Consider the following 13,605-nt stretch of genomic DNA (forward strand, 5'->3'; position numbering starts at 1 on the left):
GTCCTGCGGGACGAGATCGGCTGGCAGGTCTACCCGACCGCCGAGATCACCGTCCCCGCGGTACGGGACCACCTGGGACGCCTGGTCGTACCCGGCGTGGGGGGGGGGGGCCCCCCCCCCCCGCGCCCCCCCCCCCCGACGACGGCCGGCTGAGTCCCCGGCCGGGCCGCCCGCAGCGCCGGGGTCACCTCGTCCAGCAACCGCCGGACGACGACCCCGCGGTCGCCGGTGCCCACCGCCGGCACGAGCACCAGGTGGCGCGCGCCGGCGTCGACGAACGCCTGCAGCACGGCGGTCACCTCCGCCGGCGTCCCCGCCGCGGCGACCGACCCGAGCACGTCGGAGAAGTCCTGGCGGTAGGTGCCGCCGAGGGTCCGGGCCGCCTCCTGTCGCGCGCGGGCACCGTCGTCGTCCACGTTGACGAAGACGAAGGCGTACCAGCCGAAGGACGCCAGGTCCCGGCCGGCTGCGGCGGCGAGCCGCCCGATCGTGGACACCGACGCCGCGTACCGGCGGGCCGAGAACAGGTAGGGCATCCAGCCGTCCCCGAGCAGCGCCGCCCGGCGCATCGCCGGGTCCCGCCGGCCGGCCACGACCACCGGCGGCCCGCCCGGCTGCACCGGGGCGGGGTGGATCCGGACGTCGGCCATGGCGTGGAACGGCCCGTCGTGGGTGACCTCCTCCCCCGTCCACAGCCGGCGCAGCAGCGGGATCGCCTCGTCCGTGCGGCGGCCCCGCTCGGCCACGGGCACCCCGCAGGCCCGGAACTCCTGCGGGTACTCCCCGCCCACGCCGACCCCGAGCACGATCCGCCCCCCGGTGGCCCGGTCGAGGTCGGCGACCTGCTTGGCCACGATCGCCGGCGGGTAGAGCGGCAGCAGCAGCACGGCGGTGCCCAGCCGCGCCCGCTCCGTGACGGCCGACAGCCGGGCCAGCGCCGTCATCGCCTCCGGCGAGGGGTTGGTGGAGGCGACGTGGCCGCCGGTCCAGAGGGAGTCGGCCCCCAGCCGCTCCAGCCGGACCGCGTCGGCCACGTCGCCGCCGACCACGAACCCGACCTCGACCCCCGTCCCCCCGTCCCTCGTCGCCGTCACCGGGGCCGGAGGCCGGGGCGCCGGCTCACCGCAGGACCGACGCCAGGGCGTCGTGGTCCTCGGCCGCCGTGCCGAGCCGGGTGAGCAGCTCGGTGGTGATCGGCGGAGCCACCCGCAGCGTGATGGCCCACAGGTAGAAGCCGTGCACGATGCCGTACCGGACGAGCCGCCAGGCCTCGTCCTCGACGGGCCGGTCCACCCCGCGCTCGGCCAGCCGGTCGAGGTAGTGCCGCAGCAGGTCACGCTCGACGCCCCGCCGCACCTGGGCCGGCATCGTGGAGCCGATGTGGTAGCCGACGTCGAGGTACCAGGGGCCCCGCTGGACCAGCTGCCAGTCGACGAGGCAGGACCGGCCGGCTCCGTCGAGGAAGACGTTCCCGACGTGCGCGTCGCCGTGGACGACGCTCCAGGGGGACGCCGTCTCCGTCCGCCCGATCACGGCGGTGTAGGCCTCGACGAGCCGCTGCGCGTCCCGGACCCGCTCGGGGACGCCGGCCCCGATCGGCCCCTCGAAGTTGCCCCGGATCTCGGGCAGCCCGCGGTTGGCCAGGAGGTGGCGCAGCGACGGCGCGAGCCACGGCTGGGCCTCGACCGCCGGGTCCAGCCAGGTCGCGGCGTGCAGCGTGGCGAACTGCTCGAGGCTCTGCGCGACCTGGTCGGGGGTGTACTCGCTCAGCGGGTCCAGGAAGTCGCCTCCCTGGGCGAGCACGTCCTCGGTGAGCACGACGCTGGCCCGGGTGTCGGGGTCCACCGCGGCGTACACCGGGCGGAGCGTGCGGACGCCGGTGGTGGGGGCCAGCGACCCGTAGAACATCGCCTCCGACAGGCCGGCGGCCGCGGCCTCGCCGTTTCCCATGTCGGAGAAGTAGCCCTTCACGCACAGGTCGCGCGGCAGCGCCTCCCCCGGCGCGCCCGTGTACTGGATGCGGAAGCGCGCGTTGCACGACACCCGGCTGACCACCGGCCCCGGCGTCACGTCGAGCACCTCGACGTCGGGGAAGCGGGTGCGCAGGGCGGCCGTGAGCCACTCGGGGGTGAGGGCCTCGGCGAGCGTCCCGGGGACGGCCCGCGAGTCCACGGTGGGCGCGGTCCCGGCGGTCACGGCGTCGTCACCCCGGCGTCGACGGGGAGGGTGACCCCCGTGACGGCGCGGGCGCCGTCGGAGACCAGCCACAGGATCGCGTTGCTGATGTCGTCCGGGTCGAGGATCTGGATCGGGAGCAGTCGCGGCTGGGTCTCCAGCATCGCCTCGCCACCCCGGTAGAACTCCTCGAACTGCGGGTTGATGACCATGGGCGTGGCCACGCCCATCGGGTGGACGGTGTTGACCCGGATGTCGTGCTTCCCGAGGGTCTTGGCGTAGCCCCGCATGAGCCCGACGACGCCGTGCTTGGCGGCCGTGTAGGCGGCCATGCCCCCAGTGCCGTCGTGCATGCCGTTGAGGCCGGCGGTGGAGCTGGTGATGACGATCGAGCCGCCGCGGCCGCCCTCGACCATGGGCGGGGCGGTGACGCGCAGGGTGTTGTAGACGCCGGTCAGCATCACGCCGATCCCGTCGGCCCAGGAGGCCTCCTCCTGGGCCAGGGTCTGCTCGCCCCGGGCGGTGATCAGGATCCCCGCGTTGGCCAGCACGATGTCGATCCGGCCGAACCCGGCCATCGTCTGCTCGACCGCCCGCTGCATGGCGTGGATGTCGCGGACGTCGGCGACGATCGGCAGGCAGCGGCGGTCCTCCTTCTCCACGAGGGCCGCGGTCTCGTCGAGGTCCTCGCGGGTCGCCATCGCGTAGGCGACCGTGGGGATCTGGGCGGCGATGTCGAGGGCGACGACGTCCGCGCCGGCCCTCGCCAGCGCCAGCGCGTGCGACCGCCCTTGACCGCGGGCGGCGCCCGTGATGAACGCGACCCGCCCCTCGAGTCCGCCGCCGGCCTGCCGTTCACCCATCGCTGACCCCACCCTCGGTTGTGGTGCAGAACACAGAACACAGACAGGCGGAACCATAGAACGTGATTCTCAGGAGCGGAAGGGAGGACGGCGTTCTCCCGGCGGGTCGTGGTCCTCGGCCCGCGGTGGTGGCGGAGCTCGTTCCCGTGGCCGCTGCGGGACCCGGTGCACTCCGCGGGCCCGCCCACGACCTCGCACACCACGTGACGACGTCGCGCCGGTGCTGCCCCGACACCCGCCGCCGGACACCGGCGACAGCAGGTCGCCCTCCTCGACCAGGCCGCAGGAGCGGCCGGGCCGGCGTTCGGAGGCGGGGCCGGCCGCCGGCCCGGTGGTGGACGGCCGGCGGGTCCGCGGTCGTGCCGGGCGCCTCCGGGACGCGGGTGGCCGGTCCCTCGTGCACCTCCGGAGGCGGCTGGGGACAGACCTAGGCGGCCGCCTTCTCCAGGACGTGCACGCCGCAGGCCGAGCCGAGGCCGATGACGTGCGCGAGGCCGACCCTCGCGCCCTCGATCTGCCGGTCGCCGGCCTCGCCGCGCAGGTGGGTGGCCACCTCCCAGACGTTGGCGATGCCGGTGGCCGAGACGGGGTGGCCCTTGGACTGCAGGCCGCCGGAGACGTTCACCGGCGTCCTCCCGTCGCGCCAGGTCGCGCCGGAGCGGAAGAAGTCGGCGGCCCCACCGGGCTCGCACAGCCCGAGGTTGTCGTAGTGCACCAGCTCCGCGGTGGCGAAGCAGTCGTGCAGCTCGACCAGGTCGAGGTCGGAGGGGCCGATGCCGGCCTGCTCGTAGGCGGTGCGGGCGGCCTGCCGGGTCAGGGTGTTGATGTCGGGCAGCACCTGGCACGACTCCTGCCAGGGGTCGCTGGTCAGCACCGAGGCGCTGATCTTGACCGCCCGCCGCTGCTGCTCCAGCGACAGCGTGCGCAGCTTGGACTCGCTCACCAGCACCGCGGCGGCCGCGCCGTCGCAGTTGGCCGAGCACATCGGCCGGGTGTTCGGGTAGGCGATCATGACGTCGTCCATGATCTCCGCGAGGGTCAGCCGCTTCTGGTACGCGGCCTTCGGGTTCAGCGTCGAGTGCGCGTGGTTCTTCTCCGAGATCCGGGCGAACAGCTCGAAGTCCACGCCCCCGTACCGGTAGCCGTACTCCATGCCGATCTGGGCGAAGACGCCCGGCATGGTCTCGGTGCCGACCCGGCCGTCGAGCGGGGCGACCGCGCCGTAGCGGCCGTCGCGGACCCAGTGCCCGCCCTCCTCCCTGCGCGCGTTGCCGGTCAGCAGCCCGGCGCCCGACAGCTTCTCCACGCCGACGGCCAGGCCCGTGTCGACCTCGCCGGACTTGATCGCCATGACGACCACGCGCAGCGCCGTCGCACCCGTGGCGCAGGCGTTGGCGACGTTGTAGACGGGGATGCCGGTCTGGCCGATCTGCTTCTGCAGCAGCTGCCCGAAGCCGTTGCCGCCGATCAGGTTCCCGGCGGCCAGGACGCCGATGTCGCGGATGCCGACGCCGGCGTCGCGCATCGCCCCGATCGCGGCCTCCGCGCCGAGGTCGAGCGTGTCCTTGTCCCGGTGCTTGCCGAAGCGGGTCATCTCGATGCCGAGGACCCAGACGTTCTCCGCCATGGCGGCCTCCCTCAGTGGACGGGCTCGAAGCCGTAGCCGACGGCCTCGACGCCGTCCGCGTCGACGCCCACCGGCACCGTGGTCAGGCGCAGCCGCATGCCCAGCGTGACGCGCTCGGGGTCGGGCGGGGTGTTGACGACGTTGCCCTTGACGCTGGTGCCGCCGCAGTCGACGACGCCGGCCACGAACGGCACGTCGACCCCCTTCGCGGCGAACGAGACGATCGTGAAGGTCTTCAGGACACCCTCGGTCGGCACGTCGGCCGAGCGGAAGTCCAGCCCGCCGCAGCTCGCGCAGGCGCTGCGCCGGTCGAAGAACCGGGCCCCGCAGTCGGTGCACTCGGCGGCGACCAGGCGCGGCCCGCCGTCCAGGACCAGGTAGTCGACCAGTGGCACGCGCGGCATGGACCCTCCTCGGCCGTGTGGTGCGGACCATACCGACGCCCTACGGTCGTCCCCGGGGACGTCGCCCAGATTTTGATTGACTCAAGACTGAGGACGGGACAGACTGACGCCGTGCCGACGACGCAGGACCTCGAGCGCATGCTGCGGGGAGCCGACCTGCGGGTGACGCGCCCGCGGGTCGCGGTGCTCTCCGCCGTCCACGACCACCCGCACGCCGACACCGACTCGCTCCTCGGGGCGACCCGGGAGCGGCTGCCGGAGGTCTCCCACCAGGCGGTCTACGACGTCCTGAAGGCGCTGACCGGCGCCGGGCTGGTCCGCCGCTTGCAGCCGCCGGGCTCCGTCGCCCGGTACGAGGCCCGCGTCGGCGACAACCACCACCACGTCGTCTGCCGGTCGTGCGGGGTCATCGTCGACGTCGACTGCGCCGTCGGCTACGCGCCCTGCCTGAGCGCCGCCGACGACGCCGGCTTCCAGATCGACGAGGCCGAGGTCATCTACTGGGGCCGCTGCCCGGCGTGCGTCGCCGCGGCCGGGTGACCGCGGCCCCCCGCGCCGGACACGGCGCACCCGAACGCGTTCGGTGGACGGCCGCGCCGTCCCCGGACCGGAAGTCCGAGGAAATCCGAGAAGAGGGAGGGCTCGACGTGACCGAACCCAACGAGCAGACCGCGTCCTTGAGCGAGGCGGACAAGAACGAGTCCCTGAGCAACAGCGAGAGCGAGAACCCGGCGATCAAGCCGCCGACCCAGGTCACGAACCGGCGGCCGCAGAGCAACCGGGACTGGTGGCCCAACCAGGTCGACCTGTCGGTCCTGAACAAGCCCTCCAAGGACTCCGACCCGCTGGGCGAGGACTTCGACTACCGCGCCGCCGTCCAGACCCTGGACGTCGAGGCGGTCAAGCGCGACATCGTCGAGGTCATGCGCACCTCGCAGGACTGGTGGCCGGCGGACTGGGGCCACTACGGCCCGCTGTTCATCCGCATGTCGTGGCACGCGGCCGGCACCTACCGCATCGCCGACGGCCGCGGTGGCGGCGGCGAGGGCGGCCAGCGCTTCGCGCCGCTGAACAGCTGGCCGGACAACGCCAACCTCGACAAGGCGCGCCGCCTGCTGCTGCCGGTCAAGCAGAAGTACGGCCGCAAGCTCTCCTGGGCCGACCTGCTGCTGCTCGCCGGCAACGTCGCCCACGACGACATGGGCCTGAAGACCTTCGGGTTCGCCTTCGGCCGTGCCGACAACTGGCAGCCCAGCGAGGTCTTCTGGGGTCCGGAGGACACCTGGCTCGGCGACGAGCGCTACGCCAACGACGAGCCGCTGAACCTCGACGAGGGCCACCTCGCCGCGGTCACCATGGGCCTGATCTACGTCAACCCCGAGGGCCCCAAGGGCAGCGCCGACCCGGTCGCCTCGGCCCACGACATCCGCGTCACCTTCGGCCGGATGGGCATGACCGACGAGGAGACCGTCGCCCTCATCGCCGGCGGCCACACCTTCGGCAAGACCCACGGCGCCGGCAACCCCGAGCTGGTCGGGCCCGAGCCCGAGGGCTGCCCGGTGCACGGCAACGGCCTGGGCTGGATCAGCCAGCACGGCACCGGCAAGGGCGCCGACACCATCACCAGCGGTCTCGAGGGCGCCTGGACCCCGACGCCCACGAGGTGGGACAACTCCTACTGGGACACGCTGTTCTCCTTCGACTGGGAGCTCACCGAGAGCCCGGCCGGCGCCAAGCAGTGGCAGCCCACGAACCCCGAGGCGCAGGAGCTCGTCCCCGACGCGCACATCGAGGGCAAGAAGAACCCGCCGATGATGGCCACCACCGACCTGGCCCTCATCAAGGACCCGGAGCTGCGCAAGATCTCCGAGCGCTTCCGCGACGACCCGGAGTACTTCGCCGACCAGTACGCGCGGGCCTGGTTCAAGCTGCTGCACCGCGACATGGGCCCGAAGGTCCGCTACCTCGGGCCGGACGTCCCCGCCGAGGACCTGATCTGGCAGGACCCGGTGCCGGCCGTCGACCACGAGCTGGTGGGCGAGGCGGAGATCGCCGACCTCAAGCAGCGCGTGCTGGCCTCGGGCCTGTCGGTCCCGCAGCTGGTCCACACCGCCTGGTCCGCCGCCGCCTCCTACCGCGGCACGGACAAGCGCGGTGGCGCCAACGGCGCGCGCATCCGCCTGCAGCCCCAGATCGACTGGGCGGTCAACCAGGGCGTGCAGGACGTGCTGCCGGTGCTGGAGCGGGTCAAGGACGAGTTCGAGCAGCAGACCGGCAAGAAGGTCTCGCTGGCCGACCTCATCGTGCTCGCCGGCGGTGCGGCCGTGGAGAAGGCCGCCGCCGACGCCGGCGTCCAGGTGACCGTGCCCTTCCACCCGGGCCGCACCGACGCCTCGCAGGAGCAGACCGACGTCGACAACTTCCGCTGGCTCGAGGCGCGCGCCGACGGCTTCCGGAACTGGATCCAGCCCGGCGTCAAGCTGAACCCGGAGACGCTCCTGGTCGACAAGGCCTACATGCTGGAGCTGACGGCCAAGGAGATGACCCTCCTGGTCGGCGGCCTGCGGGTGCTGGGCGCCAACACCGGCGGCACGAAGCACGGCGTCTTCACCGACCGCGTGGGCGTCCTCTCGCAGGACTTCTTCCGCAACCTGCTGGACCTGGGCGTCTCCTGGCGGACGGCGACCGAGACCGAGGGCGTCTACGAGGGGCTGGACGCCGACGGCAACGTCGTCCGGACGGCCACCGCGGCCGACCTGGTGTTCAACTCGAACTCCATCCTGCGCGGGATCGTCGAGGTCTACTCGGCCGACGACGCGAAGGAGAAGTTCGTGGAGGACTTCGTCGACGCGTGGGTCAAGGTCATGGAGCTGGACCGCTTCGACCTGCACGCCTGATCGGGCGCGGGGGCCGGCCACCCGGCCGGCCCCCGCTCACCGGCACAGCACGACGACGAGGGGCGCCGCGAGGCGCCCCTCGTCCGCGTTTCGGGCGCGGTCGGCCGGTCGGCGGTCCCGCATGGCGTCCGGCGCCTCGACCTCGTAGGAAGGAACGGGACGACACGGTCGCGGGGAAGGTGGTCGACGTGGTGGTGCGCAGTGCGGTCCGGTGGGCTGCGACGCACGGGGCGATGCGCATGGCGATCCGCGCGCGGGCCCGCCAGGGCAACCCGGACGCCGAGGTGCTCAGCGACCCCGCCGTGCGCGAGGACCCCTACGACCACTACGAGCGGCTGCGCACCGACGCGCCCTTCGCCGGCGGCGCGTTCGCGCGGGTGAGCGTGCACCACGACGTCTGCACCGACGTCCTGCGCAACTCGGAGGACTTCGGGCAGATCGGCGGCAACCGCGCCGACGGGCTCCCCCCGGTGCTGCGGACGGCGCTGCGGCTGGCCGGCCCCCGGCCGAGCATCGGCCCCATCGACCCGCCGTCGATGCTCGCGGTCGAGCCGCCCGAGCACACGCGCTACCGGCGGCTGGTCAGCCGCGCGTTCAGCGCGCGCGCCGTCACGCACTTCCGGGAGCGCACCGCCCAGATCGCCGCCGAGCTCCTCGACGACCTCGCGCGCGACGCCGACGGCGGCCGGCCGGTGGACCTGGTCGGCCGCTACGCCAGCCTGCTGCCGGTCACGGTCATCTCCGAGATGCTCGGGGTGCCGGTGGCCATGCGCCGGCAGTTCCTCGCCTGGGGCGACGGCGCGACGCCCAGCCTCGACATGGGCCTGCCCTGGTCCACCCACCGCAGCGTCGAGCGCAACCTGGGCGAGCTCGACGCCTGGTTCCGCGGCCACCTGCGCCGGCTGCGCGAGAACCCGGGCGACGACCTGCTCTCCACCCTCGTCACGGCCGCCGACGACGACGGCAGCGGGCTCACCGAGCAGGAGCTGGTGGCCACCGCCGCCCTGGTGTTCGGTGCCGGGTTCGAGACCACGGTCAACCTCGTCGGCAACGGCGCCGCCCTGCTGTTCGCCCACCCGGACCAGCGGCGGCTGCTGGCCGAGGACCCCTCGCTGTGGAGCAACGCCGTCGACGAGATGCTCCGCCTGGAGTCACCGGTGCAGCGGACCGGCCGGCGGGTGAAGCGGGACACCACGGTGCACGGGGTGCACCTGACCGAGGGCGAGCTGGTGCTCCTCGTGCTCGCCGCGGCGAACCGCGACCCGCGCGTCTTCCCCGACCCGCACGCCTTCGACGTGACCCGGCCCAACGCCCGCGAGCACGTCGCCTTCTCCAGCGGCATCCACTACTGCCTGGGCGCCGCGCTGGCCCGCATGGAGGGCGAGGTCGCGCTGCGCGCGCTGTTCGAGCGCTTCCCCGACCTCGCGCCGGCCGGCGCGGGCCGGCGCCGCAGCACGATCATCCTGCGCGGCTTCGAGTCGTTGCCGGTCACGCTCGGCCGCCCGGCGGGGACGTCGTCGCCGTCGGGGGCCGGCTCGGCAGCGGCCGGTCAGGCGACGGGCACCGGCGCCCGACGGAACCCGAAGTCGGCGACCGGGCGCAGCTCGCCCGACCGATCGGGGTCGGCGGCCCAGACCTGGTCGCGCCCGCCGGCCTTGGCGGCGTACATGGCGCGGTCGGCCGCCTCGAGGGCGTCGTCCACCGAGCGGTCGGGGTCGACCACGGCGATGCCGGCGCTGAAGGTGAGGCCGGGGTAGGCGCCCTCCAGCGCGCGACGCAGCCGCCGGGTCAGCGAGACGCCGCAGCGGTTCTCCGTGGAGCAGCGCAGCAGCACGACCAGCTCCTCACCGCCGGAGCGGGCGGCGCGGTCGCGGGTGCGCAGCTCGCCGGCCAGCAGGCGGCCGAAGGTCCGCAGCGCGCGGTCGCCCTCGGCGTGCCCGCGGGCGTCGTTGAGCTGCTTGAAGTTGTCGAGGTCGAAGACGAGGAGGATGTCGCCACCCTCGGCGCCGGCGAGGAAGCGCTCCATGCCCCGGCGGTTGGCCAGCCCGGTGAGCGCGTCGGTCTCGTTCTCCACCCGCAGCTCCTGGAACAGGGCCTCGTGACGGCGGCGGAGCAGCCCGAGCAGCTCGCCCAGGACCACCCAGGCGCCGGCGAGGAAGACGGCGCGGACGACGGCCGTGCCGCCCACCTCGGGCAGGGTGCCGAAGTAGGCGACCATCGCCGGGGCCAGCAGGACGTAGCTGCCGTAGGGCGGGAGGAACAGCCCCGCGTAGGCGAAGCAGAGGGCGAAGAACCCGCCGTAGACGCCGGTCACCCCGGGGACGGCCGTGGCGACCAGCGCGACCGACGCGGTGGAGAACACCGGGAAGGCCAGCAGGGCCCACGGCGACCAGCGCCGCCAGGACGGCAGGAAGCTGAGCGCGACCGCCACCACGTGCGCGGCCGCGACCGTCGCGAGGAGAGGGGTGTCGACCTCCTCGACCTGCAGGACGAGGACGGCCGACAGCGGCGTCAGCACGGACCCCAGCCAGATCAGCCGGCCGTATCCGACGGCGTCACCGCCGCGCCACCACCAGCCCCAGCGGGAGGTCCTCCGGTCGGGGCGGCGCGAGGGTTTCTGCGACCACATGCCCAGGACATCGGGCCGGCACGCCACTCTGTTGAGCGCACTCACCCCGAGGGGGTGGGTGCGGCTCGGCGGGTGCCCTCAGCCGCGCAGGCCCGCGTTGAGCCGCGCGGCCTGCCGGGTGAGGTGGTCCCGCTCGGCCAGGTCCGTCGCCGCCCGCGCCGCCTCGGCGTAGAGCCGCGCCGCCGTCGCCGGGTCGCCGTCCCGCTCCACCAGGTACGCCCGGACGGCGGTCAGGCGGGGCAGTGCCGGGTCGAGTCCGGCGAGCGCGGCCAGGCCGGCCCGCGGGCCGTCGGCCTCCCCCACCGCGACCGCCCGGTTGAGCCGGGCGACCGGGCTGCCGGTGAGCCGCACGAGCTCGTCGTACCACTCGACGATCTGCACCCAGTCGGTCTCGGCGGCGGTGCGGGCGTCGGCGTGCAGCGCGGCGATCGCGGCCTGGGCCTGGTACTCCCCCAGCCGGTCGCGGGCCAGCGCGGCCTGCAGCACCGTGACCCCCTCGGCGATCAGCGCGGTGTCCCAGCGGCTGCGGTCCTGCTCCGCGAGGGGGACGAGGCTGCCGTCCGGCCGGGTCCGGGCCGGCCGCCGGGCGGAGTGCAGCAGCATGAGCGCGAGCAGGCCGGCGACCTCCTCGTCCGGGGTCAGCGCGGCCAGCCGTCGGGTGAGCCGGATGGCCTCCGCGGCGAGGTCGACGTCGCCGGAGTAGCCCTCGTTGAAGACGAGGTAGAGCACGCGCAGCACCGTGCCGAGGTCGCCCGGCCGGTCGAACCGGACGCCGGAGACGGTGCGCTTGGCCCGGCTGATGCGCTGGGCCATCGTCGCCTCCGGGACGAGGTAGGCCTGCGCGATCTGCTTCGTGGTGAGGCCGCCGACCGCGCGCAGGGTGAGCGCGACCGCCGAGGCCGGGGTCAGCGACGGGTGCGCGCACAGGGCGTAGAGCTCGAGCGTGTCGTCGACGACCGGGGCCGGGCCCGGCGGCGGCTCCTCCTCGACCCGCTCCTCGCGGCGGCGCCGGGCGGCGTCGGCGCGGACGGCGTCGAGGTGCTTGCGCCAGGCGACGGTGACCAGCCAGCCCCGGGGGTCGCGCGGCGGGTCGTCCGGCCACACGCGCAGGGCCTCGACGAGGGCCTCCTGGACGGCGTCCTCGGCCGCCGCGAAGTCGGCTCCGCGGCGGCCGAGGACACCGATGACGCCCGGGACGAGGCTGCGCAGCACTTCCTCGTCGAGCGGCACGGTCACTCCGTGATCAGGGGCGGCTCGCCGTAGAGCGGCCGGACCTCGAGCCACTCGTGGATCGGCTGCCCGTTCGCCCCCGGGGCCGCCGAGAGCTCGCCGGCCAGCTCGACGGCCCGCTCCCGGCTGTCGACGTCGATGATCATCCAGCCGGCGATCAGGTCCTTCGTCTCGGCGAACGGCCCGTCGGTGACCGGCGGCCGGCCCTCGCCGTCGGAGCGCACCCACAGGCCGTCGGGAGCCAGCGCCTGCCCGTCGACGAACTCCCCGGTCTCTCTCAGCTTGTCGGCGAAGCCGTTCATGTACCGGATGTGCGCGGTCACCTCCTCCGGCGTCCACCGGTCCATCGGGACGTCGTTCACCGCCGCCGGCGCGCCGCGGTAGTGCTTGAGCAGCAGGTACTTGGCCATCGTCTTCTCCTCGGTGTGTGCGGCCCATCCTGGCCGCGGACATCCCTGGGACGGAGCCGGTCCCGGGATCTCGACATCTCCCGCGGAGACGTCCGTCCGGCGACCCGCCCGTGCCCGCAGCCTCCGACCATCGACACGATGCGCCGACAGGTGGCGCGCAACGTCGCCCGCCCGGCGGTGTTCTGGCTGGTCCGCCCCGGGTAGGGGCAGCGCCCGACCGTCCGGCCCCGGACGGCGACCCGGACGAGGAGGTCGGCATGGCCGAGAAGAAGGGCAAGGGCAGCGACACCGCGAAGAAGGCGAACGCCAAGGCGGACGAGGAGGGGAAGAAGAACCCGCGCAAGAGCTCGGCCGCCCAGAGCGAGCTGGGCAAGAAGGGCGGGAAGAAGAGCGGCAAGAAGTCCTGACCCCGGGCCTCCTCGCCGCCGGGCGGGGTGGCGGGCGGGACGGCGGTGCGCGGACGAGCCGCCCAGGCCGCCGGCTCAGGCGGCTCCCGGCTCGCCGGGGAGCTGCCCCGCGACGGTCGGCCGCCTGCTCCTGGGCAGCCCCTCCACCACCAGCTCGTAGGAGTTGCGCACCAGGTCGTCGACGAGCTCCCGCGTCACCGCCTCACCAGCGCGGACGGTGAGCCAGTGCCGCTTGTCCATGTGGTAGCCCGGGACGATCTCCGCGTACCGCTGCTGCAGCGCCCGGCTGTGCTGGGGTTCGCACTTCAGGGTCACCACCGGCTCGCCGGGCACCTCGGTCGCGAGCAGGAACACCTTGCCGGCGACCTTGAACACGTCCCACTCGGGGCCGAAGGGGTGCTCGTGCGTCACCGCCGGGAGCCCGGAGGCCGTCGCCATCGCGGCCGCGAGCAGTGTCCCGCCGTCCACGCCGGCCCCTCCTCGCCCACGGGAGGCCGCACGCCGGCCCTCCGTGGCGGACGGGCGTCCAGGCGTCCCGCCTGCGCAGGTGCTCCCCCGATTGGACTCGAACCAATAACCCTGCGATTAACAGTCGCATGCTCTGCCAATTGAGCTACGGGGGATGGGCGGGTGCGACCCGCGCGCCCGATGAGAGTACCTCACCGGGTTCGTCGTCCCGCGGAGGCACCCCTCCGCGCCGGCCCTCCCCCGGCGTACGGTGATCGCCAGTTCCCGAGCCCCCGGAGGTCCCCGTGGCGAAGCTGCCCTTCCTCGTCGGCCTCGGTGCCGGCTACGTCCTCGGCGCCCGCGCCGGACGCGAGCGCTACGAGCAGATCCGTCGCGCCTGGTCGCAGGCCAAGGAGGACCCGCGCCTGCAGGAGGTCGCGGGCATGGCGCAGGCGCACGCGGACTCGGTCGTCAACTCGGTGAAGGCCCGCATGGGGAGCGAAGCACCGAGCTGAC

Annotated in this window: 13 protein-coding genes, 1 tRNA gene and 1 pseudogene; 5 read left to right on the plus strand and 10 right to left on the minus strand. The window is 74.2% G+C overall.

The annotated features are described in order from the left end of the window. Nucleotides 1-29: 29 nt before the first annotated feature. The 5 genes from ACI8AX_RS05765 to ACI8AX_RS05785 all read right to left on the minus strand — a co-directional run bounded on the left by ACI8AX_RS05765 (nucleotide 30) and on the right by ACI8AX_RS05785 (nucleotide 5,069). Nucleotides 30-1,049 (minus strand): LLM class flavin-dependent oxidoreductase, encoded by a 1,020-nt coding sequence (locus ACI8AX_RS05765; RefSeq protein WP_456548830.1) that lies wholly within the window; start codon nucleotides 1,047-1,049, stop codon nucleotides 30-32. A 70-nt stretch (nucleotides 1,050-1,119) separates the two neighbouring features. Further along, a complete protein-coding gene (locus tag ACI8AX_RS05770; protein ID WP_456548831.1) occupies nucleotides 1,120-2,196 on the minus strand; it encodes a phosphotransferase in 1,077 nt (358 codons plus the stop codon). Then, on the minus strand, nucleotides 2,193-3,038 hold the full coding sequence (locus tag ACI8AX_RS05775) for a mycofactocin-coupled SDR family oxidoreductase (protein WP_456548832.1): 846 nt from the start codon (nucleotides 3,036-3,038) through the stop codon (nucleotides 2,193-2,195). The genes ACI8AX_RS05770 and ACI8AX_RS05775 overlap by 4 nt, the downstream gene beginning before the upstream one ends. Before the next feature lie 427 nt (nucleotides 3,039-3,465). After that, a complete protein-coding gene (locus tag ACI8AX_RS05780; RefSeq protein ID WP_456548833.1) occupies nucleotides 3,466-4,665 on the minus strand; it encodes a thiolase family protein in 1,200 nt (399 codons plus the stop codon). A gap of 11 nt (nucleotides 4,666-4,676) precedes the next feature. Continuing rightward, nucleotides 4,677-5,069 (minus strand): Zn-ribbon domain-containing OB-fold protein, encoded by a 393-nt coding sequence (locus ACI8AX_RS05785; RefSeq protein ID WP_456548834.1) that lies wholly within the window; start codon nucleotides 5,067-5,069, stop codon nucleotides 4,677-4,679. Nucleotides 5,070-5,180: 111 nt separating this feature from the next. Here ACI8AX_RS05785 and ACI8AX_RS05790 point away from each other — a divergent pair, with 111 nt between their 5' ends. The 3 genes from ACI8AX_RS05790 (at nucleotide 5,181) to ACI8AX_RS05800 (ending at nucleotide 9,723) form a co-directional block, all read left to right on the plus strand. Beyond that, complete coding sequence (locus ACI8AX_RS05790) at nucleotides 5,181-5,609, plus strand: Fur family transcriptional regulator (RefSeq protein WP_456548835.1); 429 nt, start codon at nucleotides 5,181-5,183, stop codon at nucleotides 5,607-5,609. Between the two features lie 107 nt (nucleotides 5,610-5,716). Then, entirely contained in the window at nucleotides 5,717-7,966 is a 2,250-nt protein-coding gene (gene katG, locus ACI8AX_RS05795) for a catalase/peroxidase HPI (RefSeq protein ID WP_456548836.1), read from the plus strand. A 188-nt stretch (nucleotides 7,967-8,154) separates the two neighbouring features. Beyond that, a complete protein-coding gene (locus ACI8AX_RS05800) occupies nucleotides 8,155-9,723 on the plus strand; it encodes a cytochrome P450 (protein ID WP_456548837.1) in 1,569 nt (522 codons plus the stop codon). Here the strand turns inward: ACI8AX_RS05800 and ACI8AX_RS05805 are convergent. The 3 genes and pseudogenes from ACI8AX_RS05805 to ACI8AX_RS05815 all read right to left on the minus strand — a co-directional run. Continuing rightward, nucleotides 9,654-10,595, minus strand: a pseudogene (locus ACI8AX_RS05805) (diguanylate cyclase domain-containing protein); the annotation flags it as partial. The gene ACI8AX_RS05800 and the pseudogene ACI8AX_RS05805 sit on opposite strands and share 70 nt — an antisense overlap. A 78-nt stretch (nucleotides 10,596-10,673) precedes the next feature. Beyond that, on the minus strand, nucleotides 10,674-11,825 hold the full coding sequence (locus ACI8AX_RS05810; RefSeq protein WP_456548838.1) for an RNA polymerase sigma factor: 1,152 nt from the start codon (nucleotides 11,823-11,825) through the stop codon (nucleotides 10,674-10,676). 2 nt (nucleotides 11,826-11,827) lie between these two features. Further along, the gene (locus tag ACI8AX_RS05815; RefSeq protein ID WP_456548839.1) at nucleotides 11,828-12,235 is read right to left on the minus strand and encodes a YciI family protein; all 408 of its coding nucleotides are present in this window, start codon (nucleotides 12,233-12,235) and stop codon (nucleotides 11,828-11,830) included. Nucleotides 12,236-12,492: 257 nt separating this feature from the next. Here ACI8AX_RS05815 and ACI8AX_RS05820 point away from each other — a divergent pair, with 257 nt between their 5' ends. Then, complete coding sequence (locus ACI8AX_RS05820) at nucleotides 12,493-12,642, plus strand: hypothetical protein (protein WP_456548840.1); 150 nt, start codon at nucleotides 12,493-12,495, stop codon at nucleotides 12,640-12,642. A gap of 75 nt (nucleotides 12,643-12,717) precedes the next feature. Here ACI8AX_RS05820 and ACI8AX_RS05825 read toward each other — a convergent pair whose 3' ends face one another. Continuing rightward, nucleotides 12,718-13,110: an MmcQ/YjbR family DNA-binding protein gene (locus ACI8AX_RS05825; RefSeq protein WP_456548841.1), complete on the minus strand. Its 393-nt coding sequence runs from the start codon at nucleotides 13,108-13,110 to the stop codon at nucleotides 12,718-12,720. Nucleotides 13,111-13,192: 82 nt separating this feature from the next. Continuing rightward, a tRNA-Asn gene (locus tag ACI8AX_RS05830) sits at nucleotides 13,193-13,265 on the minus strand. 129 nt (nucleotides 13,266-13,394) lie between these two features. On the opposite strand from ACI8AX_RS05830, the gene ACI8AX_RS05835 reads away from it, so the two are divergent. Beyond that, nucleotides 13,395-13,604: a hypothetical protein gene (locus ACI8AX_RS05835; protein ID WP_456548842.1), complete on the plus strand. Its 210-nt coding sequence runs from the start codon at nucleotides 13,395-13,397 to the stop codon at nucleotides 13,602-13,604. Nucleotide 13,605: the final 1 nt, after the last annotated feature.

The organism is Blastococcus sp. SYSU D00813 (assembly GCF_054050735.1).

What these genes read in the sequence shown, in the direction of transcription:
- ACI8AX_RS05775 (WP_456548832.1), bottom strand. Translation starts at nt 3,038, where the DNA reads ATGGGTGAACGGCAGGCCGGCGGCGGACTCGAGGGGCGGGTCGCGTTC.
- ACI8AX_RS05780 (WP_456548833.1), bottom strand. Translation starts at nt 4,665, where the DNA reads ATGGCGGAGAACGTCTGGGTCCTCGGCATCGAGATGACCCGCTTCGGC.
- ACI8AX_RS05785 (WP_456548834.1), bottom strand. Translation starts at nt 5,069, where the DNA reads ATGCCGCGCGTGCCACTGGTCGACTACCTGGTCCTGGACGGCGGGCCG.
- ACI8AX_RS05815 (WP_456548839.1), bottom strand. Translation starts at nt 12,235, where the DNA reads ATGGCCAAGTACCTGCTGCTCAAGCACTACCGCGGCGCGCCGGCGGCG.
- ACI8AX_RS05820 (WP_456548840.1), top strand. Translation starts at nt 12,493, where the DNA reads ATGGCCGAGAAGAAGGGCAAGGGCAGCGACACCGCGAAGAAGGCGAAC.